The sequence below is a fragment of the Bradyrhizobium sp. 613_E4_N2_2 genome (assembly GCF_052075995.1).
Classification (GTDB): domain Bacteria; phylum Pseudomonadota; class Alphaproteobacteria; order Rhizobiales; family Xanthobacteraceae; genus Bradyrhizobium; species Bradyrhizobium barranii.
Genome location: NZ_CP197234.1, coordinates 3,644,835 through 3,668,669 on the forward strand (window position 1 = coordinate 3,644,835; position 23,835 = coordinate 3,668,669).

The window sequence follows — 23,835 nt, forward strand, 5'->3', positions numbered from 1 at the left end:
AACCGATCTCGCGCCACCTTTGTTCCGCCCTTCAAAACTTCACGGCCAGCAGCACCGCGCCGGCGCCGATCATGGCGATGCCGAGCCAGCCCTGTCCAGTTGGCCGCTCGCCGAGAAAGGCGAAGGCGAAAAGGGCCACCAGCACGACGCTGAGCTTGTCGATCGGCGCCACCAGCGTCGCCGGGCCAAGCTTCAGCGCACGGAAATAGCACAGCCAGGACGCGCCGGTCGCAAGCCCGGACAACACCAGGAACAACCAGGTCTTCGACGAGACCGCCGACGGCACCGCGAATTGTCCGGTGAAGAACAGCAGCACCGAGAAGGCGAGCAGCACCACGATCGTGCGGATGAACGTCGCCAGATCCGGATTGATGTTCTCGACGCCGACCTTGGCGAAGATCGCGGTGAGCGCCGCAAAGCAGGCCGAGAGCAGCGCCCAGGTCTGCCAGGCTGAGAAGAGGGCGGGTTTCATCGATTATTACTCACCTTGCCGCCGCCAACTTCTCCGTGATCGCCTTGCGCAAAATGCGCGACAGCGATTCCACCGAATACGGCTTCTGGATCAACTCGAACCCGCGATGCGCGTTCTCGGCGAGGACGTTGCTGTAGCCGCTGGTGAGCACGACGGGCAGGCCCGGATAGCGCTCGCGGATGACGCCGGCGAGCTCGACCCCGTTCATGCCGGGCATGATGACGTCGGAAAAGACGAGGTCGACGGCGAATTCGTTCTCGCCGAGAATGCCGAGCGCCGCATTGGCGTTGGCGACCCGGCGGACGACATAGCCGAGATCTTCCAGCAGCTCGGTCGAGAACTGGCCGACGTCGTCATTGTCCTCGACAACGAGCACGCGATAGCCGCGCCCGGTGGTGGCGGCTTCGCTGGTCAGTGCCGCAGCGTCCTTCTCCGCGGCTGGACTGTGCGCCTGCGGCAGGTAGATGGTGAAGGTCGCGCCTTCGCCGTGCGTGCTCGTCACCGCGATGTCGCCCTCGGACTGCTTTGCGAAGCCGAAGGCCTGGCTGAGGCCGAGGCCGGTGCCCTTGCCGACCTCCTTGGTGGTGAAGAACGGCTCGAAGATGGCGTCGATGTTTTCAGGCGCGATGCCGCTGCCGGTGTCCGCGACCGAGATCGCGACATAGTCGCCGCCGCGCGCCGACTGCGCACGCAGGCTCGGGATGCCCGCGACCTTGCGCACGGCGATGGTGAGGCGGCCTTCGCCATCCATGGCGTCGCGGGCGTTGATGGCGAGGTTGATCAGCGCGGTCTCGAACTGCGCGATGTCGGCCACCGTGAAGCAGTCGGCATCGTTCACCTCGACGGCGATCGCGATGCGGCCGCCGACCAGTGGCCGGACCAGTTGCGCCACGGCCTCGACCTGGCTGCCGACGTTGAAGATCTGCGGCTTCAGCGGCTGCCTGCGCGCAAAGGCCAAAAGCTGCGCGGTGAGCTTGGAGGCGCGCTCCACCGTGTCGGAGATGGCGTCGACATAGCGGCGGCGGCGTTCTTCCGGCAGCTCGCGGCGGCGCAGGAAGTCGGTCGCGGAGCGGATGATGGTGAGGAGGTTGTTGAAGTCGTGGGCGACGCCGCCGGTGAGCTGGCCGATCGCCTCCATCTTCTGCGACTGCCGCAGCGCTTCCTCGCCGCGGCGGCGCTCGGTGATGTCGACGGCCTCGGGCACCGCACCGGTGATGTTGCCGTGGCGGTCGAGCACGGGACGCATGCCGAAGTCGAAATCGCGCTCCCCGATGGGCAGGCGCAGGCGCATCTCCAGCCGCACCGCTTCGCCTTTGAGCACAGTATCGAAGGCCTCGCGCACGACGGCGCTCATGCCCTGGGTCTGGTTGAACCAGGGCGTGTCCCAGAACGGTTTGCCGATGACGTCGCGGGCCTCCACGCGAATGCCATCGAGCGCAGTCCGGTTCGCGTAGAGCAGCTCGCCCCTGAGATTGACCAGCCCCTGATACTGGTTGCTTGTCTCCAGGATCGCGCGCAGCCGCGCCTCGTTGGATTCGAGCTCGGCGGTGCGCTCGGTGATGCGCTCCTCCAGGGTCTCGTTGAGTCGCCTCAGCTCAATCTCGGCCTGCTTGGCGGCGGTGATGTCGTGGGCGACGCCGATGAAGCCGATGTGCTTGCCGGTCGGGTCCCAGCGCGGCTGCGATTCCGAGCGCAGCCACCGCCATTCACCGCTGGCGTTCTTGTAGCGCGCTTCCAGCACGAACGGCTTCAGCGACGCTTCGCCCTGGACCGATTGCTGCAGCACATGCGGCAGGTCGTCCGGATGCAATATCTTGCGCCAGTCGAAATCGATGGCTTGGTCGTAAGGCAGGCCGACGAAGTCGACATAGGCCTGGTTGGCGAAGGAGCGCGTGCGGTCGAGCTTCGTGACCCAGATCGGCACCGGCGCGCTGTCGGCGATCAGCCGGAAGCGCTCCTCGCTCTCGCGCAGCGTCTCGCGCGCGAGTGCCTGGGCGGTGATGTCGATATGGGCGCCGACGAGGCGAATGGCGCGGCCGTCGCTGTCGCGCTCGAACTTGGCGACGACGCGGATCCAGCGGGTCTCGCCGTCGTTGGGGCGGATGATGCGGTATTCGGCGGTGTAGTCTTCGTTCGTCCCGGCCAGCGCATCGAGGAAGTGCTTGACCGCGGCGTCGCGATCCTCGGGATGGATGCGGTTGACCCAATCCTCATGCGACTCGTCGGTGGCATCCGCCGGCAGCCCGTGGAGCATCAGATATTCCGGCGAGCGGCGGTTCTTGAAGCCTTCGCGGAAGTCGACCTCGAGGCCACCGACCTTGCCGATGCGCTGGATACGCGCCAGCTCTGCCTCGCGCTCCTGGAGCGCGTGATAGGCGTTGTCGCGCTCGCGCGCGATCTCTTCGAGGTGCTGGCGCAGCCTTTCGGCGGCGGTGGTATCGGGCAAGGGATCGTTCAAGGTGTCGGCCGTTGTGATGCAAGAGCGCACGTGCCGGGCCGATATTCCCACAGACAAAGCGTGATAGCCATTACTCAAAAGGGGATAAGGACGGAAAGGCGCCACCGATCGCAGGGGCGGGTATGAACGAACGCCCGGTCTGGCTATTTGTTCCCGAATGTTGGAACCATGAGCCCCCGTGCGCGTATTTGCGAGGCGTCGCAACTCTTAATCATAAAACTCCCTTCCCGAAGAGGCTAAACCTTGAAGCTCTTTGTCTGCCAGGACTGCGGCAACGTCCTCTATTTCGAGAACCGCGCCTGCGAACGCTGCGGCCACCGCGTCGCGTTCCTGCCGGAGAAGGAGACGATGTCGGCGATCGAGCCCGACGGCGGGGCCTGGATGACGCTCGCCGGCAAGGGCAAGGGGCGGATGCTCTGCCGCAACGCCGAGTACGACGCGTGCAACTGGCTGACGGATGCGGGCGACACCACCGGCTATTGCCGCGCCTGCCGCCACAACGGCATCGTGCCCGATCTGTCCGATCCGGTTCAGCTCGCCGGCTGGCGCGAATTGGAGGTGGCGAAGCACCGGCTGTTCTATTCCCTGATCCGCTGGAAGCTGCCGCTCCAGATGCGGCAGGAAAATCCCGAACATGGGCTGATCTTCAATTTCCTCGCGGACGATCCGAACAGCGGGCAGAGGATCATGACCGGCCACGATAACGGCCTGATCACGATCGCTCTGACAGAGACCGACGAGATCGAGCGCGAGCGGCGCAGGCTCGAGATGGGCGAGCCCTACCGCACGCTGCTCGGGCATTTCCGCCACGAGGTCGGCCATTACTTCTGGGACGTGCTGGTGCGCGTGGGCGGCAGACTGGAGGAATGCCGCGCCGTGTTCGGCGACGATTCCGCCGATTACGGCCAGGCCTTGCAGCTCCATTATGCCGAAGGTGCGCCGCCGGACTGGCAGCAGACCTACGTCTCGGCCTACGCCACCACGCATCCCTGGGAGGATTTCGCCGAGACCTGGGCGCACTACCTCCACATCGTCGATACCCTGGAGATGGCCTCCGAGTTCGGCATGGAGGTGCGCCCCAGGGTCGATCGCGACGGGGAGTTGACGGCGCGCATCCGTTTCAACCCCTATGAGACGAGGGACGTCGAGGCGCTCGTCAATGCATGGCTGCCCTTCACCTTCGCCATCAACAGCGTCAACCGCGCCATGGGGCTGCGCGATCTCTATCCGTTCATCCTGTCGCCGGCGGTGGTCGGCAAGCTGGGCTTCATTCACGGCTTGGTCAGGGACGTGGCCAAGGCCGCGAAGCCGTAGGTGAGCTCAGGGGCTCACCAAGCCCATTTCGGTCTTGCGCTGGTACGCCAGAGGGCGCGGATTTAGACCGTTGCCTCCGGCCGATTTTGATGTACCACGGGGGTCACACGGCCCGTCCCCGCAGGCCCCAACGGCCAGGGAAGGGTCCCGCCCAAGGTCGAGACTCAAGAAAAGCATGTTCAAACGCATTCTGATCGCCAATCGCGGCGAAATCGCCTGCCGGGTCATCAAGACCGCTCGCCGCATGGGAATTCAGACGGTTGCGGTCTATTCCGAGGCCGACCGCGATGCCCTCCATGTCGAGATGGCCGACGAGGCCGTGCTGATCGGCCCGCCCGCAGCCGCCGAGAGCTATCTGGTGATCGAGAAGATCGTGGAGGCCTGCCGCAAGACGGGCGCCGAGGCCGTGCATCCCGGCTACGGCTTCCTGTCCGAGCGCGAGGCGTTTCCGCGCGCGCTGGAGGCCGCCGGCATCGTCTTCATCGGCCCGAACCCGGGCGCGATCGCCGCGATGGGCGACAAGATCGAATCCAAGAAGGCCGCCGCGAAGGCCAAGGTCTCGACCGTGCCGGGCTATCTCGGCGTCATCGAGGACGACAAGCACGCGGTGAAGATCGCCGACGAGATCGGCTATCCCGTGATGATCAAGGCCTCCGCCGGCGGTGGCGGCAAGGGCATGCGCATCGCGCATTCGAAGAGCGAGGTTGCCGAGGGCTTCAACCTTGCCAAGGCCGAGGCGAAAGCCTCGTTCGGCGACGACCGCGTCTTCGTCGAAAAATTCATCGTCGATCCCCGCCACATCGAGATCCAGGTGCTGGGCGACAAGCACGGCAACGTCATCTATCTCGGCGAGCGCGAATGCTCGATCCAGCGCCGCAACCAGAAGGTCATCGAGGAGGCGCCGTCGCCGCTGCTCGATGAGGCCACCCGCCGCAAGATGGGCGAGCAGGCCGTCGCGCTGGCCAAAGCGGTGAATTACGACTCCGCCGGCACCGTCGAATTCGTCGCAGGGCAGGACAAGAGCTTTTTCTTCCTGGAGATGAACACGCGCCTTCAGGTCGAGCATCCCGTCACCGAGCTCGTCACCGGCATCGACCTCGTCGAGCAGATGCTCCGCGTCGCCGCCGGCGAGAAGCTCGCGATCAGCCAGAAGGACGTTACGCTCACCGGCTGGGCGGTGGAATCCCGCCTCTACGCCGAGGACCCGTTCCGCAACTTCCTGCCCTCGATCGGGCGCCTCGTGAAGTATCGCCCGCCGGCCGAAGCCAGCCAGGACGGCATCACGGTGCGCAACGACACCGGCGTGCAGGAGGGCGGTGAGATATCGATCTATTACGATCCGATGATCGCCAAGCTCGTCACGCATGCGCCGTCGCGCGCGGCCGCGATCGAGGCGCAGGCCACCGCGCTGGATTCGTTCTATGTCGAGGGGATCAGGCACAACATCCCGTTCCTGTCGGCGCTGATGCACCATCCGCGCTGGCGTGAGGGACGGCTCTCGACCGGTTTCATCGCCGAGGAATTCCCCAAGGGCTTTGCCGTGCGCGTGCCCGAAGGCGAGGTCGCGCGGCGGATCGCGGCGGTCGGCGCCGCCATCGACCACGTGCTCGGCGAGCGCAAGCGGCAGATCTCGGGCCAGATGGGCGGCCGCATCGTGCAGCGCGAGCGTCGCCGCGCGGTCTGGCTCGACCGCCAGGAGATTCTGCTCGAGGTCGGACGCGAGGGCGATGCGATCGCGATCCGGTTCGTCGATGCTGAAGGCAGGGCCGGCAACGCGCATCTGCTGCAGTCGCCCTGGAAGCCGGGCGATCCGGTCTGGCAGGGCACCATCGACGGCCATTTCGTCGCGGTGCAGGCGCGCCCGATCGCCAACGGCATCCGCCTTGCGCATCAGGGCGTCGAGGTGCCGGTCTATGTCTGGACCGAGGCGGAAGCAGCCTCGGCACGGCTGATGCCGGTGACCACGGCCTCCGACACCGGCAAGAAGCTGCTCTGTCCGATGCCCGGCCTTGTGGTCTCGATCGCGGTGACCGAAGGGCAGGAGATCAAGGCCGGCGAGACGCTCGCGGTGATCGAAGCCATGAAGATGCAGAATGTGCTCCGCGCCGAGCAGGACGGCACGGTGAAGAAGATCCACGCCAGCGCGGGCGCGACGCTCGCGGTGGACGCGCTGATTCTGGAGTTTGCGTAAAGCAAGTGAGTGGGGCCCTCACTGGCCCCACCAACACCGTCATTGCGAGCGCAGCGAAGCAATCCAGACTGCCTCTGCGGAAAGATTCTGGATTGCTTCGCTGCGCTCGCAATGACGGAGTATGTTGCGGCTGCGTCGCAACAGTTGAGAGGGCACCATGGCCTTTCGTTCCCGCCGCGACAAACTGCGTTCGATCCTGACCGGCTCGGCCTGCGTTCATCCGGGCTCGGTCTATGACGCGATCTCCATCCGCATCGCCGAGGATCTCGGCTTTCCACTCGGTATGTTCGGTGGCTCGGTGGCTTCGCTCGCGGTGCTCGGCGACCCCGATGTCACGCTGATCACACTCACCGAGCTTGCCGAGCAGATGCGGCGGATGTCGCGCGCGGCGACGCTGCCGGTGCTGGTCGATGCCGATCACGGCTATGGCAATGCGCTCAACGTGCGCCGCACGGTGCAGGAGCTGGAGACCGCGGGCGCCGCCGGCCTCACCATCGAGGACACGCTATTGCCGGCCGCCTTTGGCGAGGCCAAGACACAGCTGATCTCGCTGGAAGAAGGCGTCGGCAAGATGAAGGCGGCGCTGGATGGCCGCAGCGATCCCTCGCTCGTCATCATGGGCCGCACGGGAGCTGCCTCGGTCACCTCGATCGAGGATGCGATCCGCCGCGCCAGGGCCTATGAGGCGACCGGCGTCGACGCGCTGTTCTTCACCGGCGTCAAGTCGCGCGCTGAGCTCGAAGCCATCGTAGCCGCGACGCATCTCCCCATCGTGCTCGGCGGCGCGCCGGACGAGTTGAACGCGATTGACTATCTCGCCAGCCAGCGCGTCCGCATCGCGCTTCAGGGCCACGCGCCGATCGCGGCTGCCATGCAGGCCGTCTACGAGACGCAGAAAGCGTTGCGCGAGGGCACGCCGCCGAAGAACCTCAAGGGCCTCCCATCGCCGGACCTGACCAGCCGCGTCATGCGCGAGGCCGACGTCAAGGCGCGCAGCGCCGATCTTCTCGGGCTGAAGAAATGAGCCGGGCGATCCTCCAGGTCATGATCCGCGGCCGCGTGCAGGGCGTCGGCTACAGGGCCTGGGTCGAGTACCAGGCGACAACAAGTGGCCTCGAAGGCTGGGTTCGCAACCGCCGCGACGGCAGCGTGGAAGCACTGTTCGCAGGCACACCGAAGCATGTCGCCGACATGGTCGCGCTGTGCCGCCACGGCCCGCCGTCATCGCGTGTGGATAGCGTGACGAGCGAGACGGCCGGTGCCGATGAGTTGAACCTGCGGAGGGCAGGGGAAGCGTTTTCGGTATTGCCGACGGTGTAGGTCTTCTCCCTCTCCCCGGTTGCAGGGAGCGGCGAAGAAGAGCCTCACCTTGGCAGCTTCGAGATCGCCTCGCTCAGCTCGTGAATCTCGTAGGGCTTGCGTAGGATCGGGAAGTCGCCGCGGACATCGGCGGCGGCTTCGCTGTAGCCGGTGGCGAGCAGGATCGGCAGGCCAGGGTGGATCTGGCGCAGATGATGGGCGAGGCCGAGCCCGTCCATCTTGCCGGGCATCACGATGTCGGTGAACACGAAGTCGACGCCGTTCTTCTCGAGCTCGCGCAAGGCGGACTCGGCGTCGGCAACCCGGTGCACGCGATAGCCGAGCTGCTCCAGCAATCCGATGCTGACGAGCGCGACGTCGGGATTGTCCTCGACCAGCAGCACGGTGCCGCTACCGGGAACCGGCACTGCTTCAGGGATATCGATTGGTGCGGTCGCGGTTTCGCGCGGCAGCAGGATGGTGAAGGTCGTGCCCTTGCCGAGCTCGCTTGCGACCCTGACCGTGCCGCCCGCCTGATGAGCGAAGCCGTGCACCTGCGACAGGCCGAGGCCGGTGCCTTTTCCGACGGGTTTGGTCGTGAAGAAAGGCTCGAAGATCTTGTCGACGACGTCGGAGGGGATGCCAAGCCCGGTATCGGCGACGGTGATGGCGACGTACTCGCCGCTGTGGAGCGGATCGTTCAGGACGACGTTGCGTGCGCCGACCGTCACCGTACCGCCGTCGGGCATGGCATCGCGAGCGTTGATGACGAGGTTGAGCAGCCCTGTCTCGAGCTCGGCAACATCAGCCTTGACCGACCAGACCTCGCGGTCGATGTCGAAGGCGAGACGAACGGCGCTCCCGACGCCGGCGTGAAGCACTTCGCGGATCGCCTCGATGCGGTCGCCGAAGCGGATCGCCTGGGGATTGACGCTCTGCCGCCGCGCGAAGGTCAGGAGCTGGCCGGTCAGCGCGGCGCCGCGCTTGGTCGCGGTCTCGATCGCGGACATCGCACGCTGAATCTTGGCCTCGTCCTCATCGCGCTTCTTGAGGATGTGAAGGCTGCCGCTGATGATCATCAGGAGGTTGTTGAAGTCGTGCGCGACGCCGCCGGTGAGCTGTCCGAGCGCATCGAACTTCTGCGACTCGGCAAGCTGCCTCTGCATCGCTTCGAGCTTGAGCTGCGAATTGCGCCGCTCGGTGATGTCGCGGGTGATCTTGGCGAAGCCGACCAGGCTGCCGTGCTCGTAGATCGGATCGATGATGACGCTCGCCCAGAAGAAGGTGCCATCCTTACGAACGCGCCAGCCTTCCTCCTCGTAGCGGCCATGGTCCCGCGCGATGCCGAGGGCACGCGCGGGCTTGCCGTTGGCGCGGTCGGTCTCGGTGTAGAAGCGCGAGAAATGCTGGCCGACGATCTCTTCGGGCGAATAGCCCTTGATCCGCTCGCCGCCGATGTTCCAGCTCGTGATGATCCCGGTGGGATCGAGCATGTAGAGCGCGTAGTCCGCGACTCCTTCCACCAACAGCCGAAAACTGCGCTCGCTTTCGAACAAGTCTCTCTGTTGACTGGACTTTGTCGTCATTCTCAACCCGCCTGGAACCGGGGCAAACGCCCCGAAGGGCGTTTGGTTCCCGTTCTCTGGGCCGTTTTTAGGCAAATACGACGGACGGTATACAGGACGCAAGCCGCCGAGCGCTCTTGACAATCAGTCGCGCTCGTCAGATATTTCTGTCATGACAGAAATAACCGGAAAGAAGAAACTGCCCACCGCCGTCGAGCGCTTCATCCTGCATTGGGGCGACATGGGGGACGGGTGGGGCGTCAACCGCTCGGTCAGCCAGATCCACGGGCTGCTTTATCTCGCCGAGGCGCCGATGACGGCCGAGGACATCGCCGACACGCTCGGCATGGCGCGCTCCAACGTCTCCAACTCGCTGAAGGAGCTGCTCGCCTGGAATCTGATCCGGCGGGTGCCGATCCTCGGCGACCGCCGCGACCATTACGAGGCCGAGACGGACATCTGGGAGGTCGCCGCGAGAATCGCGGCGCGGCGCAAGGAGCGGGAGCTCGATCCGGCGATCACGGCGCTCCGGGCCTGCGTGTCCGATGCGGCCGACGATCCCACCATCAATCCGGTCGCAGCCAAACGGCTGAAGGAGATGCTCGCCTTCACCGAGCTCGCCGACCACTGGTTCATGCAGATGCTGAAGGTGCCGCGACCGCGGCTGGTCGCCTTGATGCGGCTTGGCGAGAAGATCGCCAACCTGCTGCCGCTGGGCAAGGCCAAATAGCGTTGAGGAGGGTGCGATGACGTCGGCTCGATTATCAGGCTCCAGCGCATCTCCCTCAGCTCACGTCAAACTACTCGACGACCGCCGCTTCCGCGCGTTGCTGTCGGACGAGGATTGGGGCCGCCTGCCGCTCGCGACCTGGCGGCGCTTCTCCAAGCGCGTCGCGGACGGCGACAGCGTCGTCTATGTCGGCGTGGTCGACGAGGTCTCCTTCAGCGAGATCGGCTGGTGGTTCGCGCAAGCCGCCCGCCTGATCGGCGGACCGCTGCCAACCGGCCGCGACACCGGCGTCCCCATGATCGTCACCGTCACCGAGGACGGCGCGACCGGCGGCCAGACCTGGACCCGCATCTGCGCGCGCAAGCGCGGCTTTCCGCAGGTGATCCATTCCGCCAAGCGTTTCGCCGGTCCGACCGGGCTCGAGGAATATGTCGGCTTCGGCGTCTCGATGGCGCTCCGCATCGCGGTCGAGGGACAGGCGCTGACCTTCCGTAGTGCCGGTTACGGACTCCAGCTCGGACGCTTGTGGATCCCGCTGCCGCAATGGCTCACGCCCGGCGATCTCACGGTGACGCACAGCGATCTCGGCGAGGGCGCCTTTCGTTTCACCCTCGATGTCACTCACCCGCGTTACGGCGCGCTGATCCACCAGTCCGCCGTGTTCAGGGAGGCCGTATCATGACGCCGCTGTTGTGGACCCTCATCGCCATCCAGATCGTGATGGGCGTGTTCGACACCTTCTATCACCACGAATTCACCGAGCGCCTGGCGTGGCGCCCGTCGCAGCGTTTCGAGCTGAAGCTGCACGGCATCCGCAACATGCTCTATGCGCTGCTGTTCCTGCTGCTCGGCTGGTTGGAGGTTTACGGCGTGCTGGCGATCCTGATCGTGGCAGTCCTGGTCGCCGAGATCGTCATTACGCTGATGGATTTCGTCGAGGAGGATCTGAGCCGCAAACTGCCGCCGAGCGAGCGGATTAACCACACGCTGCTCGCGATCAACTATGGCGCCATCCTGGTGCTGCTGCTGCCGGTGCTGATCGAATGGGCGATGCAGCCGTTCGGCGTGATTGTCGTGTATCAGGGCCTGCTCAGCATCGCCGCCACTGCCTGCGCAGTCGGTGCAGCGCTCTGCGGCGTCAGGGATTTTGCGGCGATGCGCCGGCTCGGCCGCATGCGAAGCGTGCCCGCGCACGGGCTCGTCGAGAAGCTCCCCGGCCGCAAGACCGTGCTGATCACTGGCGCCACCGGCTTTATCGGCAGTCGCCTTGCCGCGAGCCTCAGCGGGGCTGGGCACGACGTCATCGCGCTGATCCGCAACCCCGCGAAGGCCGAGATGCTGCCGCCGCCGGTCACGCTGATCACCAGCCTTGATCAGCTCGCCGCGGACACGCCAATCGACGCCATCGTCAACCTTGCCGGCGAGCCGATCGGCAATGGCCTCTGGACCGAGGCCAAGCGCGCGAAGATTCTTGGCTCCCGCATCGACATGACCGGCGAGGTCGTAAGGCTGATCGCGCGGCTCGAGCGTAAGCCCGATGTGCTCGTCAGCGGCTCCGCGATCGGCTGGTACGGCCTGTGGGCCGATCAGGTGCTGACGGAATCGGCGAAGTCACATGCGTGCTTCAGCCACGAGCTGTGCGCGGCCTGGGAGAAGGCGGCGCGGCCGGCCGAGGAGCTCGGCGTCCGCGTGGTCTGTTTGCGCATCGGCCTCGTGCTGGGCACCGAAGGCGGCTTCATCACGCGCATGCTGACGCCGTTCGAGTTCGGCCTCGGCGGTCCGCTCGGCACCGGGCGGCAGTGGATGTCCTGGATCGAGCGCGACGATCTGATCCGGCTGATTGCCTATGTGATGGCGACGCCTGATCTCACTGGGCCCGTCAACGCCACCGCGCCGATCCCGGTCACCAACGCAAAGTTCACCGAAGAGCTCGGCCGCCGTCTGCACCGGCCCGCGGTGTTTCGTATCCCCGGCGGCCTGTTGCGCCGGATCGGCGGCGGCTTTGCCGACGAGCTTCTGCTCGGCGGCCAGCGCGTGCTGCCGAACAAGGCGCTGAGCCGCGGCTTTGTCTTTCGGCACGAAACGCTGCGCAGCGCGTTCGAGGCGATCCTGTGAGGTGATGTCATGGCTTGCGAGACCTGCGCCCGGACGACGCGAGGCTGGTTGGGCGGATGCCTGACGGCGACGGCCGTTATCGAGCTGTTCTCCCTGTTCCTCCTGGCGTTGGCTGGCGTCAATCGCGTCACCCCGCTATCCCCGTGGAATTTTGTCTACGCGATCTTGATCGGCGTGCCACTGATCTTGTTCTTCGTTTGCGTGCTCAGTGGCATTCCGTCGATTGCGGCTATCTGGCTGAGCGAACGGTTTTGTATCCGATCGCTCGCATTCTTTGTTCCTGCGGGCGGCTTGATCGGAGCCGCGAGCCAGATGGCGCTCTACCGGTCTTTCGCTTCATTCGCCGAACTGGGTTGGCTGTTCGTGGTCGCCGGCTGCTTCGCCGGGTTGGGTTATTGGTATGTCGCAGGCAGATTTGCCGGCACGGAAAAGGGGTGACTTGCGAGCTAAGCCGCGACGCTCCGGAACGTCGCCGCCACCGCACGCAGCGCCGCGAGCTTGGCGGGATCGCTGACCTTCGAATGCAGCATTACCTTCGAGCTGCCGAGCTTCGGCAGCTTGTGCGCAGGCCCGATGTCGATCAGCCCGGGAGGCGCGATCCGCCGCGCCAGCGGTGCGATCGCAAGTCCGGCAAGCGCAGCCGCAACGACCGCCGTAACGCCGCCGCCGACAAAGCGTTCGCGCCAGGCGATGCCGGCCTTGTCGAGCGCGCGCACGGCGATGGCGCGGACGCCGCAGGGCGGGGCGAGGGTTGCGAGCGGCAGCGGCTCACCCTTCGGCAGGGTGAAGCGTCTGGCCGCGAACCAGCCGAACTCGTCTTCGGCCAGCTTCTCGCCGCCGCGGCGACTGCCTTCCTGGCGGACGATCACGGCATCGAGCTGACCTGCGTCGTAAGCGTCCTGCATCTCGCGCGAGAAGCCGATGGTGACGGCGAGGGTGAGGTTCGATGACATCGCGTGCAGGCGTTCGAGCAGCGGCACCAGCTCGGGGCCCGCGGCGTGATCGGAGATGCCCAGCGAGAGCGACTGCGCAGTCGATGTTTCGCCCGACAGCGCGCGGTCATGCGCCTCCATCAGCGCGCGGGCGCGATCGAGGAACGCGGCGCCGTCGGCGGTGAGCCGGACCGCCCGCGGCGAGCGCTCGACGAGGCGCTTTCCAAGCAATGTCTCGAGCCGCTGAAGCTTCAGGCTGACGGCGGCCTGCGTCGTGCCGAGTGCTTCGGCGGCGCGGGTAAAACTCTGGAGGTCGGCGACCAGCAGGAAGGCCTTGATGGTGGCGATGTCGAGTGTGGCTCTCATTATGAATGGTTATCACTGGTATCAATATGGATAAGATACCAAAATGACGAGGCTGGGTCTAGCTTCTTACCAACGCCGCGCAAACTCCGCGCAGCATCTTGAGGAGACCACCATGCCCCTGATCACCGTGTCCTACACCACCTCCCGCCAGTCGCCGTCGCTGAAGGCCGATATCGCCAACGCCGTGTCGGAGCTCACCGCAAAAATCCTGCACAAGGATCCCAGGGTGACCGCCATCATCGTGAAATCGGTCGAGGCGAGCGACTGGTTCGCCGGCGGCAAGTCGCTCGCCGAGCAGAAACTGGCCAGCTACTGGATCGACATCCATGTCAGCGAAGGCACCAACACCAAGGACGAGAAGGCGGCCTATCTCGCCGCAATGTTCAAGCGCATGGCCGAGATTTTGGGCCCGCTGCATCCCGAGACGTATCTGCACGTCGACGAGGTCAAGGGCGATGCCTACGGTTTTGGCGGCCTGACCCAGGAGCGGCGTTACATTGCCGGCAAGCTCGAAGTTGCGTTGCAGGCGGCGTGAAGTCGCAAGCCGCGGGTGAAGAAACTCACCCGCGGCCTGAAGCCGTCAGCTCGCCGCGCGGAACTGGACTTCGGCGTTGTTGATGAAGCACGTCTTGTCGAACAGCTTGAGGTCCAACGGGTTCGGCAGCCTGATATCGTCGAGATCTGGACACGGCTTGACCGACGGATCATAGGATCGATCGATCTGCGAAATGAAGACGACGATCAGCCCCGCGTCGCGCGCGAAGGATTTCAGTGCGCGCACCTGAACAGCGAGATCAGGATCTTCCCGCCTCTGGTCGAGCAGTTGCAGATAGTCGATCACCACGACCGTGCCACGAGGCGCCGCGGCCATCTGCTTGACGACGTAGTCGGCGCTGATGGCGTCGGAGCAGTCGATCTCGAACATGTCAGCGAATTGCGCGGGGTCCACGCCAATCGCGCGCAAGCGGTCGAAGACGTCTTTCTCGGTGTATTCGAGCGAGAAGAACGCAGCGCGATGGCCCGACTTCATGGCCTCCACGGCGAGTTCGAGGCTCAACAGGGTCTTGCCCTGACCGGGGCGCGCGCCCACCAGCACCAGATCACCCGGCCGGAATTGCGGAAACAGGCGATTGGCGGGCGTCAGTGCGGCGGCCTTTGCCGCGAGCATGCTCCAGGCGGAAAACCCTTCCGTCGCAGCGATGCGGTCAAGCGCGTCGTGGAGCGGAATGCCTTCCTCGCGCGACAGGCGCTTGGCTCGTCGCTTCAGATGATAGATCGGCGCAGAGAGTCTCATCGTCAAAACCTCCCATTGCGAGCAGAAAGCGCAATCCCTCCTTATGCCTGGCGCTCGAACAGTCGGTCCGATGATCATTCGCCCGGCATGATGTCTGCTTTCCCGGCGGAGGGGGGAGGCGTGGGCGGCACCGGAAGCAAGCGTAACCGATTCCGCGGCCGGCCGAGAACAGGCGCGGTCGGGCTCAAACAGAAAAAGTGCTAGGCGGCCGCTTCCGCAACCAGCGCGCGGGTCGGCCCGAACAGCTCCTCGAACGCCTGGCGCAGAGCGACGTCGACATCGGCCATGGTCACGAGCTGGCCGAGATCGACCAGCGAGGTGACGCCGTAACGGGGGTCGGCGACGCCGCAGGGCACGATGCCGGCGAAATGGGACAGCTCCGGCTCGACATTGATGGCGATGCCGTGGAACGAGACCCAGCGCTTCAGCCGCACGCCGATCGCCGCGATCTTGTCCTCGTGCTCGGCCCCCTTGTCGGGGCGCTTCACCCAGACGCCGACCCGGTCCTCGCGCCGTTCGCCGCGGACATTGAAGGCGGCGAGCGTCCGCAGGATCAATTCCTCCAGGCTCGCGACATAGGCCCGGACGTCCGGCCGGCGCCGCTTGAGGTCGAGCATGACATAGGCCACCCGCTGGCCGGGCCCGTGATAGGTCAGCTGCCCGCCGCGGCCGGTGGCAAAGGTCGGGAAGCGGGGATCGAGAAGGTCGGTTTCCTTGCCCGAGGTGCCGGAGGTGTAGAGCGGGGGGTGCTCGAGCAGCCAGACCAGCTCGGGCGCCTCGCCGGCGGCGATCTGAGCGACTCGCGCCTCCATGGCGGCCACGGCCTCCGGATAGGGCACCGGCGCGTCCGAGATCCGCCACTCCACGGGCTCGCCGGTGGGGGCGGAAAACGACGTCAAATCGAGGTCTTGGCGGGGGTTTTGAGGCGAATTAACCATTGGCTAACCATAACGTGGTGATCATCTCCGGAGCAAATGCCAAGTCCTTTGGCTTAAGTCCCAAGTTGCGGCGGTCCTGACAGTGCCCACTCTCGATAAAGTCACCGTGGATCTCATGGTCGTCCTCGGGACGACCACCATGCCGATCCATCAAGTATTACGTCTTTCCCGCGGCGCCATCATCGAACTGGACGCAACCGAGGCCGACGAGGTCAAGGTTCTCGCCAACAATCTGCCGGTCGCCTCCGGCGTCGTGCTGGTCGACCGCAACCGGATCGCGGTCGAGGTCAAGCAGATGCTGCCGCGCACGACGGGCACGCGGTAGCGGCCCGGGTACCCGGCAGGGCCGGGGCCCTCGATAGGGCCGATCCGGGCAGGGGTCCGGATTTTTCCTGCCAAGCTTGTGGAATTCTGGGCCTTTGCAGGCTTGTACCCCTCTGATGGATTTGTTAGATCGGCGCCGTTGATCCGGCAGGCCTCAAGCCCTAAGCCGGCATCCCCAAAGCGCTCGTGGCGGAATTGGTAGACGCGCTGCCTTGAGGTGGCAGTGAGTAAAATCGTGGGGGTTCGAGTCCCTCCGAGCGCACCAACCTCGAAAGCCGATCGATGGAGAGACCGGCTCAGGCAGCCCAGGTCTTCGCCGTTCGGCCGTCCCCGCCTGACGGTTCGAGTGTAGGGCTGGCGGTTCGGCGTGATCGCCGTTTGCAACACGGCATTCGAACTGAACACCAAGCAGGTTGCTCATCACCGTGGCAACGACACCAGTAGCCAGACGCCGGCGGCCGCACACGCAATCCCGGCGGCGCGCGCGATCCATCGTCCGATCGGCGTAAGTTTCTCCAACAGGACGAGCAGGGCCAAAAGCGCAATCCAAAGCACGTTCATCACCCCGCCTACGAACAAAAGCGCCATCAAGACCCAGCAGCAGCCGACACAATAGCCTCCGTGCCGGAGCCCCAGCAGCAGGCAGCCTCGCAGGTCGTCGCGAAAGCCGCCGTGGCGCATCAGGAACAGAAATGGCGACTGGCATTGGGCGAGACAGACGTCCTTGAGCGGTGTCCATTGATAGACTCCCGCCGCGATCAGCACGATTGCACTGAGCAGATTGCTGGCGATCGTCATCCGGGAATCCAGCAGGACTGCCCGCTCGATCGCCCATTGGAGTAGGGTTGCTGCCAGCGAAAAGCCGCCCCAGGCGAGGAGATAACCGGCCGCAAACCAGCCGGTCGCAGCGAACGGCTTGCCCTGCGCTTTCCCCTGTCGACCCACGCGGGCGTACATGAGGATCATCGGCGCTGCCGAGGGGGCCATCATTCCAACCATCATCACCACCCACATCAGCAACACATACGCGAACTCGATCGCTCGCCATGGCTCGCTCGCCGGCAACATGATTCCGATCCCGGCCGGGATCATGCGGAACCCGGTCATGTCCATGCCGCCCATGTCCATGTCCTTGGCGAGCCAGAGCACATAGCCCCATGCCAGCGCGACAATGATCCCGATCGCGCCGCCGACGATCCAGCGATCGCGCCGCAGCACGGTTTCCAGGGGGCCGTCGGTCATTTGCGATAAGTGTTGCCGGCCTTCTCGCAAGGCCGGATCAGGAGTTGCATCACGCCTGGTTCGACCAGCGGATCGGCGCATAGAGGCCGTTCTTGCCGGAATTGTCCCAGCGCATGCCATGATCGCTGAACGTATTGCCGGCGGCGCCGACTGCCATCACCATCCTGTCGGGGCTGACCGGATGGCCGATGTTCGCCCACATTTCGCCGCTCGGATGCATGGTCGGCAACGGATCGACGGACATGTGCAGAATGCCCGGGATTTCCGCGGACCGCGTCTTGCCCTCGATTCGGAATGTGATCGGGACCTTGCGAACCCCCAGGTTCTTGCTGATCAGCGGTGTGAACGCGGCCATCGGACCACCGGCGGCACCGGTGAAGATCGCAGCTAGAGCCTCGGTTTGCTCATCGTTGGCGCGCTGGTCGATATAGGCGGCCACCGACCAATCTCCGTCTGCCATGATCCCCGGCGCGTGGAGGATAACCAGGACATTGAGTCCATCGAGCTGGATGTTGCCATAGCGGCCGCTCTCGACGTGGAAGATCAGCGGTACGTTACAGAAGCCCTCGGTCGGTCGCGCGGTCAGCGGGGGAGCCGCCGACACGAGGCAGGGACACACGATGCTGCAACTGCAATTCTCGAAGTAGTCGCCGGAAAGGTGCCATGGGACATCTGCCATCGCCATCTCCCGCTAGGCCGAACCCGTTAGATCACTTTCGAATGAGCTACGTGGAGTTGAAAGTTACGCTGCGTGGCGAAGTCCCGCAAGCTGAAGTCCCGCAAGCTATTGTGAGGCTCGGTCAATCGACTGGAAAAAGCACCTATCAGCTGGAGATCCACCCAAACTCTTCGCCCATTTCCGCAAGCCATTGAAACTTCAATAAATGCGACCGCCCTCCGAACGCACCAAACGGCGGATCGCGCCGCTTTAGCCGGGGTAGGGACCTGTTTCTGCCGAAATGCCCTCTCAGATCAAGTCGATGATCTGATCATAGAACATCAGACGAAAGTGGCTGCATCGGACGAGATGCGTCTGAGCGAATCTATTCAGCCAATCTGATTTGCCGAGATTGACCACGGCAGCCTGGCGCGGCGGCGGTCCCCAATCGATTGTGTCGAAACTGAAATTATAGACGTCCTCCGGCGTGATCATCGAAACCTGTGGCCGATGAATCCGCAGATGCCTCATGTCGCTTTCGATAGAACAGTGCGCGTCCGGTTGGAATGAGTTGGAGCGGGCAAAGCCTGGAACACCGGCCACTCCGCGGGATCCTCCCTGCTCACGCAATTGTTCCTGGACGTAGTCTGCCAGGGGCGCTGGTCGATCGACACCTTCTTATTGCGTTTCTATGCTATCACATCTTATAATTGATGAACTCCGAGAGACACGAAATATCGGTCGCTGGCTTCCGGGTCCGAACACGGGCGGCTGGAGTCGAGCACCTTTGCAAGGAGGGCAGCATGACGCTCAAGTCGGGATTCCAATTCGCGGAGGCGCAACTTCTGCTTGAGATGGCGCAGCGTGCCTACGCCGGCACGCCATCGCTGACCGAAGCGGTGGCAACCTGCGGCGTACCCTCCGTGCCCGATCCAAGCTCAAATTGGGCGATCCGCAAGGACCTCACCCCGACGAGTGCCACGCTATTGGATAATTACTGGCAGGTCTGGCAGAACCAGAGTGACACCACCCAATACGCGATCGCAGTGCGCGGCACGGTCGCAAGTGCGGCCAGCGTGTTGGCCGACTTGCTGTTCCCCCTGATCAACGCGCGCGTTGACGTGAAGCTCGGTCCGATCTCGCTGCCGTTCTATCTTGCCCGCGATGAGGGTGACAGTGCGGTGAAAGCCGGTGTGCATTCGGGCTTCGCTCTGAGTTTGCTGCTCATGCTGTTCACCACCGATAGCCCATTGTTCGTGACCTTGGGGCTGCTCGCGGAGCAGGGCAACGACGTCTACATCACCGGGCACAGCCAGGGTGCCTCGATCGCCACGCTGCTGACCTCGCTGGTCCGGCACTCGACGGATGTTTTTAAGGGGCCGGCCTACAAGACCTATACCTTCGCGCCTGCCAAGGCCGGCAACGACCATTACGCATACGATTACGCGCGGCTTGCCGCCGTCGACGGATACGGTTGGGCCGTGACGTCGACGCAGGACTGGGTGCCGCAGGCACCGTTTGCCCTGGAGTGGATATCAGACCTCAACACGCCAAATCCGCTGCGTGGGTTCGGCGGCAGTCTCAATCCTGAAGCAACGATCGCGCTCGGCAGCGTGGTCACCGACGGTGAGAGCGCAGTCAATCGCGTTCGCGACGATGCGGTGAGGCGGCTCAAGCAGCGGGTCGAGAGTCTTTCTCGGAGACTGATATCCGAGACGATCCATTTGACCGCCGCCGATCTCGGCGCGGCAACCGCCGCACCGATCACGGGGTCAACGATTTCGGACTTGATCCAACAGATCCTCGACCAGCTTCAGGCCTCGCTGAACTATGCTGACGCCGGCGCGCTGCTGCCGCTCTTCGCCAACCCGGGCGGCAACCCGACCGATGGGACGCCGGGATGCCAGAAGCTGGACTATTTCTGGCAGCACCACCTCGGCAACTACCTGAAATACATGAAGCAGCAATATGGCGGCTGAGCCGGGAAGGACTGCGTGTGCCCTCCGAGCGCACCACCTTCATCCTTATCGCTGTTTTGGCTGGATTTCGGTGGCTGCCTCGCGCGGTGCTCGTTGGTCCAAGCGATCATCAGCTTGTCCGCCGGTCAAAGTGACCGGCGGGAATATGCTGTCGTAGATCGCACGCGCCTCACGGATGAGGCGCTGCCGCTCGAGCTCGGATTTCGGAACGAATCGAACGACGTTGGTCATTTGCGTTCCGCGGCTTCGTCGGCGCGGCGCCAGACCGGGAAGGGGTCCGCGAGCTTCGCCCATTCCGTGACGTTCATCGCCGGCTTTCCCGGGACGAGGCAGGCATCCAGACGGGCGCGGAGCGAACCTTCATCCATACCGGTGCCGATGAACACGATTTCCTGGCGGCGATCGCCGTAGATGTCGTTCCAGTTCGCGCGCAGCTGCTTCCGCCAGGACGGATCATCCGGCCATCGTTCCGCGGGTACGCTCGCCCACCAGAAGCCAAGCGCCTGCGTGCGCGTGATCGTGCCAGCCTGGCTGATCTCGCCAAGCCATTGCGGGCGCGTTGCCAGCCAGAAATGTCCCTTGGCGCGAATGACGCCGGGCCAGGGCTCCCTGACGAACTTGTCGAATTTTTCGGGATCGAACGGCCGGCGCGCGCGATAGACGAAGTTCGTCACGCCGTATTCCTCGGTCTCCGGCACGTGATCGGCAAAGCCGTAGAGCTCTTTGAACCAGAGCGGATGCTGCTGCGCTTGCTCGAAGTCGAACCGGCCGGTGTCGAGAATGCGATCGAAGGCGACCCGGCTGTGGTTGGCTTCGATCAGATCCGCTTCCGGATTGAGCGCGCGGATGATCTTTCGCGCTGCCTCGCGTTGTGCGGGCGACGCGTCATCGACCTTGTTGAGAACGATGACGTCGGCAAACTCGATCTGCTCGACGAGGAGATCGACCAGCGTGCGCTTGTCGTTCGCCAGCGCTTCGCCGCGCTGATCGAGAAAATCCGTCGACGAATAGTCTTTGAGCAGGTTCACGGCGTCGACCACGGTGACCATGGTGTCGAGACGCGCCACATCGGAGAGGCTTTCGCCGTCTTCGGAACGGAAATCGAAGGTCGCCGCAACCGGCAGCGGTTCGGAGATGCCGGTGGATTCGATCAAGAGATAATCGAAGCGGTCATTTTCTGCGAGGGCGCGCACCTCCTTCAGGAGGTCGTCTCGCAGTGTGCAGCAGATGCAGCCATTCGTCATCTCGACGAGCTTCTCGTCAGTCCGGGACAGGTTCGCACCGCCATCGCGAACCAGATCCGCATCGATGTTCACCTCGCTCATGTCGTTGACGATCACCGCCACCTTCAGGCCGTGCCGGTTGTTCAGGACGTGGTTCAGCAAAGTGGTCTTTCCAGCCCCGAGGAAGCCGGACAAGACGGTGACGGGGAGTTTTTGCATGGAGATCGAAGAGCCTTTTCAAGGGGATAGGGCGGTGACGCTTGGGGATGGGCATTGGGACCGAATATGTAACGTTATAACATTACATTCGCTGGCGGCGCCGACGTCAAGCCGTTTTGCGGCTCAGCTGAAATTCACGCGAACATTGAGGTGGATGATCGTTGTAGCGATCGGCTGCCGCTCAGCTCCAGGCAGCAGCGCGCTCGAAGGACCGGCGCGGGCCTCTCAGCCATATTCGTCGCCGATCCCGTATTCCCGGTAGATCTCGAGGGGATCCGTGTCCGGAAACAGGCGGCATTTGGCCTGAGCGAGGTGCAGGCTCACCGCCGACGGCTCCTTGCCGTTTGCCAGCATCTTGCGGATGTCGTCCATATGCGCGCTCGGCTGGTGTTTTGCTTCGAGCTGCTCCAGCGCGACGAGCGCGGTCGCCAGGGCCTCGGTCAGAACCCAGTCGTCGTGGCCCGTGATTCCCTTCTTCGGCATCGGCAGACCCCACATGCGGTGGCTGTGCCAATGTACCGTAGCTTCCGGCGAATCTCCATCGCGCAGCTGGCAACCTTGCGTTTACGTGGAACAGGCAGGCCCCGGTACTCTCGCTTGCATTATGAACGCGCGTGGCTAAAAGGCGGCCGGCGATCGTATCTTTGTCGAAATAAAGATGGCGTAGACGGATCGCACCGCTCAGGGCTGGAGCCAGCATGGTCTTTCTTAGCTTCGTCTACCGCTTCGTGACGAACTTCGCCTTCATGGCGATGGTCTATTTCAGCCTGAATTTCATGGAGAAATACCAGAACCGGGCGATCCTCGCGATCCTGGTGCTGGTCTATGCCGGCATGCGCGCGGCCTCGACGCTGCGTGCGTTCTATTTCTTCCAGAAGATCGAGAAGCTCGAGGCGGAGACCAAGCGCCTGCAGGCTCCGATCAATGACGGTTCGGGCGCAACGAACGCGCGCAAGCAGGTCGTGGCCGACGTTGGCCGGCTGCGCCGCGACGGCGAGCTCAAGTCCTATATGGACCTGTTCTTCCTGGCGCTGATCGTGCTGCTCTGTGTCGCCAACATCATGCGCCAGTAGAGCTTACTGCGCGCGCTTCTTCAGGCTGGCGACGCGGGTCGGATGCGTCGCGGAACTCCGCGGTGTGGCGCCCTTGGGCGCCGTGCTCTTGGGGGCAATGCTCTTGGGGGCGGTGCCCGTAGCCTGCGCGGTGTGCTTCGCTCCGGCCGGCGCCGTATGTGCGGTCCGATGTCCGCGCGACTTGCCGGCCTTGCCCTTGGCCGCATGGGGCGTCTCGGCCGCCATTGCCAGCCGCATCGCGGCGCGCCGCGACAAGGTCGTCGACAGCAGGACCTCGACCGAGCCCTCGGGGATGGCAAAGAGATCGCGGTCGGGCACGGGCAGGGTGGCCGCGACATTCGCCAGCGCCATCGTCTTGCGCGGCAGCAGCGGCTGATGCTCGGTCTGCGCGTTGAGGTCCGCAAGCGAGGGCGCCGGCAGCGTCTTGGTCTGCGCGAACACGAAGTTCGGCACGGACGGCCAGCGTGCGATCGGCACGGTCTCGGTCGGTGGATGCAGCAGCCATTCCACCGGCGTGGTCGGCGTTGCCGGCCGGTCGGCGGTCGCGGGCACCACATGCACGATGCGATAGCCGCGCGCCTTGAGGTCGCGGATGATCTTCGGCAGCGCCGCCACCGTACGGGGCTGGATGTCGTGCAGCAGCAGGATGCCCTTGCCCTTGGCTTCCAGCCGCTGGATCGCGAGCTGGTAGACGCGGTCGGACGACACATGGCGCCAGTCGTCGGCGGGGAAGTCGGCGCTCCAGACCTGGATGCCGCGCGAGATCAGCAGGTTTTCGACGCCTTCGGCGCGCATCAGGCCGGGAATGCGGAAGAACGGCGCGAGCTTGGACGAATCGGTCATCGCGGCCGAGGTCCACTCGATGCCGCCGTTGATCTGCGTCTCGGCCTTGTCCAGCGGCATCCGGTCGAACGTCAGCGGATGGTTCATGCTGTGCGTGCCGACAGTGTGGCCCGCGGCAATCAGCTTGCGCACGCCTTCCGGGTTCGCCTTGGCCTGCTCGCCGATGATGAAGAAGGTCGCCTTGATGCACTCGTCGTCGAGCATCTTGAGGATCTGGTTCGAATATTTCGGCAGCGGACCGTCGTCGAAGGTCAGGACGACTTCATGGTCTTTCAGCGGCAGCGTTTCGCGGTACTGCATGGTGCCGATGCGCGGATGCTCGCGCGGGTCGACCACGAGGGTGCGGGAGGTCCCGAGCGCGTCCGGATGGCCAGGACAGTCCGCCGCAAGGGCCGCCGGTGAACCGACGACCAACAGCCCCAGACACAGGACGATCCACGATCGCGTCCGAAAAACAACGCTACTTCCGATCATGAACCTCGTCTGCCTCCTTACGCGACTGCCACCTTAATTGGTCGGAGACGCCCAGAAACGGTTCAGGCGCAATACCCTCTACATCCTTGCATGCCGTAGCATGAACAGACTGTTAATAGGGCCCAA

The 23,835-nt window shown here is 64.4% G+C and carries 25 protein-coding genes and 1 tRNA gene; 13 read left to right on the plus strand and 13 right to left on the minus strand.

The features are described from left to right. Positions 1-31: 31 nt before the first annotated feature. Both AB7290_RS17355 and AB7290_RS17360 read right to left on the minus strand, forming a co-directional pair. Positions 32-472 carry an EamA family transporter gene (locus tag AB7290_RS17355; RefSeq protein WP_085405512.1) on the minus strand — a complete coding sequence of 147 codons (441 nt, stop codon included), beginning with the start codon at positions 470-472 and terminating at the stop codon, positions 32-34. Between the two features lie 10 nt (positions 473-482). Next, positions 483-2,960, minus strand: coding sequence for a hybrid sensor histidine kinase/response regulator (locus AB7290_RS17360; RefSeq protein WP_085405513.1), 2,478 nt, complete (start codon positions 2,958-2,960; stop codon positions 483-485). 213 nt (positions 2,961-3,173) lie between these two features. On the opposite strand from AB7290_RS17360, the gene AB7290_RS17365 reads away from it, so the two are divergent. From AB7290_RS17365 to AB7290_RS17380, 4 genes are all read left to right on the plus strand, one after another. Further along, a complete protein-coding gene (locus tag AB7290_RS17365; RefSeq protein ID WP_085405514.1) occupies positions 3,174-4,244 on the plus strand; it encodes a zinc-binding metallopeptidase family protein in 1,071 nt (356 codons plus the stop codon). Between the two features lie 175 nt (positions 4,245-4,419). Then, complete coding sequence (locus tag AB7290_RS17370) at positions 4,420-6,435, plus strand: acetyl-CoA carboxylase biotin carboxylase subunit (protein WP_085405515.1); 2,016 nt, start codon at positions 4,420-4,422, stop codon at positions 6,433-6,435. A gap of 157 nt (positions 6,436-6,592) precedes the next feature. Further along, positions 6,593-7,459 carry an isocitrate lyase/PEP mutase family protein gene (locus AB7290_RS17375; RefSeq protein WP_085405516.1) on the plus strand — a complete coding sequence of 289 codons (867 nt, stop codon included), beginning with the start codon at positions 6,593-6,595 and terminating at the stop codon, positions 7,457-7,459. Beyond that, the gene (locus AB7290_RS17380) at positions 7,456-7,755 is read left to right on the plus strand and encodes an acylphosphatase (RefSeq protein ID WP_014494616.1); all 300 of its coding nucleotides are present in this window, start codon (positions 7,456-7,458) and stop codon (positions 7,753-7,755) included. The genes AB7290_RS17375 and AB7290_RS17380 overlap by 4 nt, the downstream gene beginning before the upstream one ends. Positions 7,756-7,799: 44 nt before the next feature. Here the strand turns inward: AB7290_RS17380 and AB7290_RS17385 are convergent, their stop codons facing one another. Beyond that, positions 7,800-9,320: a PAS domain-containing sensor histidine kinase gene (locus tag AB7290_RS17385; protein ID WP_085405517.1), complete on the minus strand. Its 1,521-nt coding sequence runs from the start codon at positions 9,318-9,320 to the stop codon at positions 7,800-7,802. A gap of 151 nt (positions 9,321-9,471) precedes the next feature. On the opposite strand from AB7290_RS17385, the gene AB7290_RS17390 reads away from it, so the two are divergent. The 4 genes from AB7290_RS17390 to AB7290_RS17405 are packed head-to-tail and all read left to right on the plus strand — an operon-like array spanning position 9,472 to position 12,582. Continuing rightward, complete coding sequence (locus AB7290_RS17390; RefSeq protein ID WP_071912979.1) at positions 9,472-10,029, plus strand: GbsR/MarR family transcriptional regulator; 558 nt, start codon at positions 9,472-9,474, stop codon at positions 10,027-10,029. Positions 10,030-10,045: 16 nt separating this feature from the next. After that, complete coding sequence (locus AB7290_RS17395; RefSeq protein ID WP_085405518.1) at positions 10,046-10,711, plus strand: DUF4166 domain-containing protein; 666 nt, start codon at positions 10,046-10,048, stop codon at positions 10,709-10,711. Continuing rightward, a complete protein-coding gene (locus AB7290_RS17400) occupies positions 10,708-12,144 on the plus strand; it encodes a TIGR01777 family oxidoreductase (protein ID WP_085405519.1) in 1,437 nt (478 codons plus the stop codon). The genes AB7290_RS17395 and AB7290_RS17400 overlap by 4 nt, the downstream gene beginning before the upstream one ends. Positions 12,145-12,153: 9 nt before the next feature. Further along, positions 12,154-12,582, plus strand: coding sequence for a hypothetical protein (locus AB7290_RS17405; protein WP_144030874.1), 429 nt, complete (start codon positions 12,154-12,156; stop codon positions 12,580-12,582). Between the two features lie 8 nt (positions 12,583-12,590). Here AB7290_RS17405 and AB7290_RS17410 read toward each other — a convergent pair whose 3' ends face one another. Continuing rightward, positions 12,591-13,442 carry a LysR family transcriptional regulator gene (locus AB7290_RS17410; RefSeq protein WP_085405521.1) on the minus strand — a complete coding sequence of 284 codons (852 nt, stop codon included), beginning with the start codon at positions 13,440-13,442 and terminating at the stop codon, positions 12,591-12,593. A gap of 112 nt (positions 13,443-13,554) precedes the next feature. Here AB7290_RS17410 and AB7290_RS17415 point away from each other — a divergent pair, with 112 nt between their 5' ends. After that, the gene (locus AB7290_RS17415; protein WP_071912988.1) at positions 13,555-13,977 is read left to right on the plus strand and encodes a tautomerase family protein; all 423 of its coding nucleotides are present in this window, start codon (positions 13,555-13,557) and stop codon (positions 13,975-13,977) included. Between the two features lie 45 nt (positions 13,978-14,022). Here AB7290_RS17415 and AB7290_RS17420 read toward each other — a convergent pair whose 3' ends face one another. Then, positions 14,023-14,736, minus strand: a complete 714-nt coding sequence (locus AB7290_RS17420) for a DNA helicase (RefSeq protein ID WP_085405522.1) — start codon at positions 14,734-14,736, stop codon at positions 14,023-14,025. 200 nt (positions 14,737-14,936) lie between these two features. Next, the gene (gene lipB, locus AB7290_RS17425) at positions 14,937-15,674 is read right to left on the minus strand and encodes a lipoyl(octanoyl) transferase LipB (RefSeq protein WP_085405523.1); all 738 of its coding nucleotides are present in this window, start codon (positions 15,672-15,674) and stop codon (positions 14,937-14,939) included. Positions 15,675-15,756: 82 nt separating this feature from the next. Between lipB and AB7290_RS17430 the strand changes: the two genes are divergently transcribed. Both AB7290_RS17430 and AB7290_RS17435 read left to right on the plus strand, forming a co-directional pair. Continuing rightward, complete coding sequence (locus tag AB7290_RS17430) at positions 15,757-15,999, plus strand: FliM/FliN family flagellar motor switch protein (RefSeq protein WP_015685538.1); 243 nt, start codon at positions 15,757-15,759, stop codon at positions 15,997-15,999. Between the two features lie 179 nt (positions 16,000-16,178). Further along, positions 16,179-16,263 (plus strand) — tRNA-Leu (locus tag AB7290_RS17435). 155 nt (positions 16,264-16,418) lie between these two features. Here the strand turns inward: AB7290_RS17435 and AB7290_RS17440 are convergent. The 3 genes from AB7290_RS17440 to AB7290_RS17450 form a co-directional block, all read right to left on the minus strand. Further along, the gene (locus AB7290_RS17440; RefSeq protein WP_085405524.1) at positions 16,419-17,240 is read right to left on the minus strand and encodes a DUF2182 domain-containing protein; all 822 of its coding nucleotides are present in this window, start codon (positions 17,238-17,240) and stop codon (positions 16,419-16,421) included. A gap of 49 nt (positions 17,241-17,289) precedes the next feature. Next, a complete protein-coding gene (locus AB7290_RS17445) occupies positions 17,290-17,919 on the minus strand; it encodes a DUF1326 domain-containing protein (protein WP_085405581.1) in 630 nt (209 codons plus the stop codon). 288 nt (positions 17,920-18,207) lie between these two features. After that, positions 18,208-18,501, minus strand: a complete 294-nt coding sequence (locus tag AB7290_RS17450) for a hypothetical protein (RefSeq protein WP_144030875.1) — start codon at positions 18,499-18,501, stop codon at positions 18,208-18,210. 200 nt (positions 18,502-18,701) lie between these two features. Between AB7290_RS17450 and AB7290_RS17455 the strand changes: the two genes are divergently transcribed. Continuing rightward, positions 18,702-19,877: a lipase family protein gene (locus AB7290_RS17455; RefSeq protein ID WP_161495941.1), complete on the plus strand. Its 1,176-nt coding sequence runs from the start codon at positions 18,702-18,704 to the stop codon at positions 19,875-19,877. 45 nt (positions 19,878-19,922) lie between these two features. Here the strand turns inward: AB7290_RS17455 and AB7290_RS17460 are convergent, their stop codons facing one another. From AB7290_RS17460 to AB7290_RS17470, 3 genes are all read right to left on the minus strand, one after another. Continuing rightward, the gene (locus AB7290_RS17460; RefSeq protein WP_085405527.1) at positions 19,923-20,108 is read right to left on the minus strand and encodes a hypothetical protein; all 186 of its coding nucleotides are present in this window, start codon (positions 20,106-20,108) and stop codon (positions 19,923-19,925) included. After that, positions 20,105-21,319 carry a zinc metallochaperone GTPase ZigA gene (zigA, locus tag AB7290_RS17465; protein WP_085405528.1) on the minus strand — a complete coding sequence of 405 codons (1,215 nt, stop codon included), beginning with the start codon at positions 21,317-21,319 and terminating at the stop codon, positions 20,105-20,107. The genes AB7290_RS17460 and zigA overlap by 4 nt, the downstream gene beginning before the upstream one ends. A 225-nt stretch (positions 21,320-21,544) precedes the next feature. After that, positions 21,545-21,802 carry a hypothetical protein gene (locus tag AB7290_RS17470; RefSeq protein WP_225005221.1) on the minus strand — a complete coding sequence of 86 codons (258 nt, stop codon included), beginning with the start codon at positions 21,800-21,802 and terminating at the stop codon, positions 21,545-21,547. Between the two features lie 215 nt (positions 21,803-22,017). On the opposite strand from AB7290_RS17470, the gene AB7290_RS17475 reads away from it, so the two are divergent. Beyond that, the gene (locus tag AB7290_RS17475; protein WP_063982749.1) at positions 22,018-22,392 is read left to right on the plus strand and encodes a hypothetical protein; all 375 of its coding nucleotides are present in this window, start codon (positions 22,018-22,020) and stop codon (positions 22,390-22,392) included. Positions 22,393-22,395: 3 nt separating this feature from the next. Here AB7290_RS17475 and AB7290_RS17480 read toward each other — a convergent pair whose 3' ends face one another. Beyond that, positions 22,396-23,709 (minus strand): polysaccharide deacetylase family protein, encoded by a 1,314-nt coding sequence (locus AB7290_RS17480; protein ID WP_085405530.1) that lies wholly within the window; start codon positions 23,707-23,709, stop codon positions 22,396-22,398. Positions 23,710-23,835: the final 126 nt, after the last annotated feature.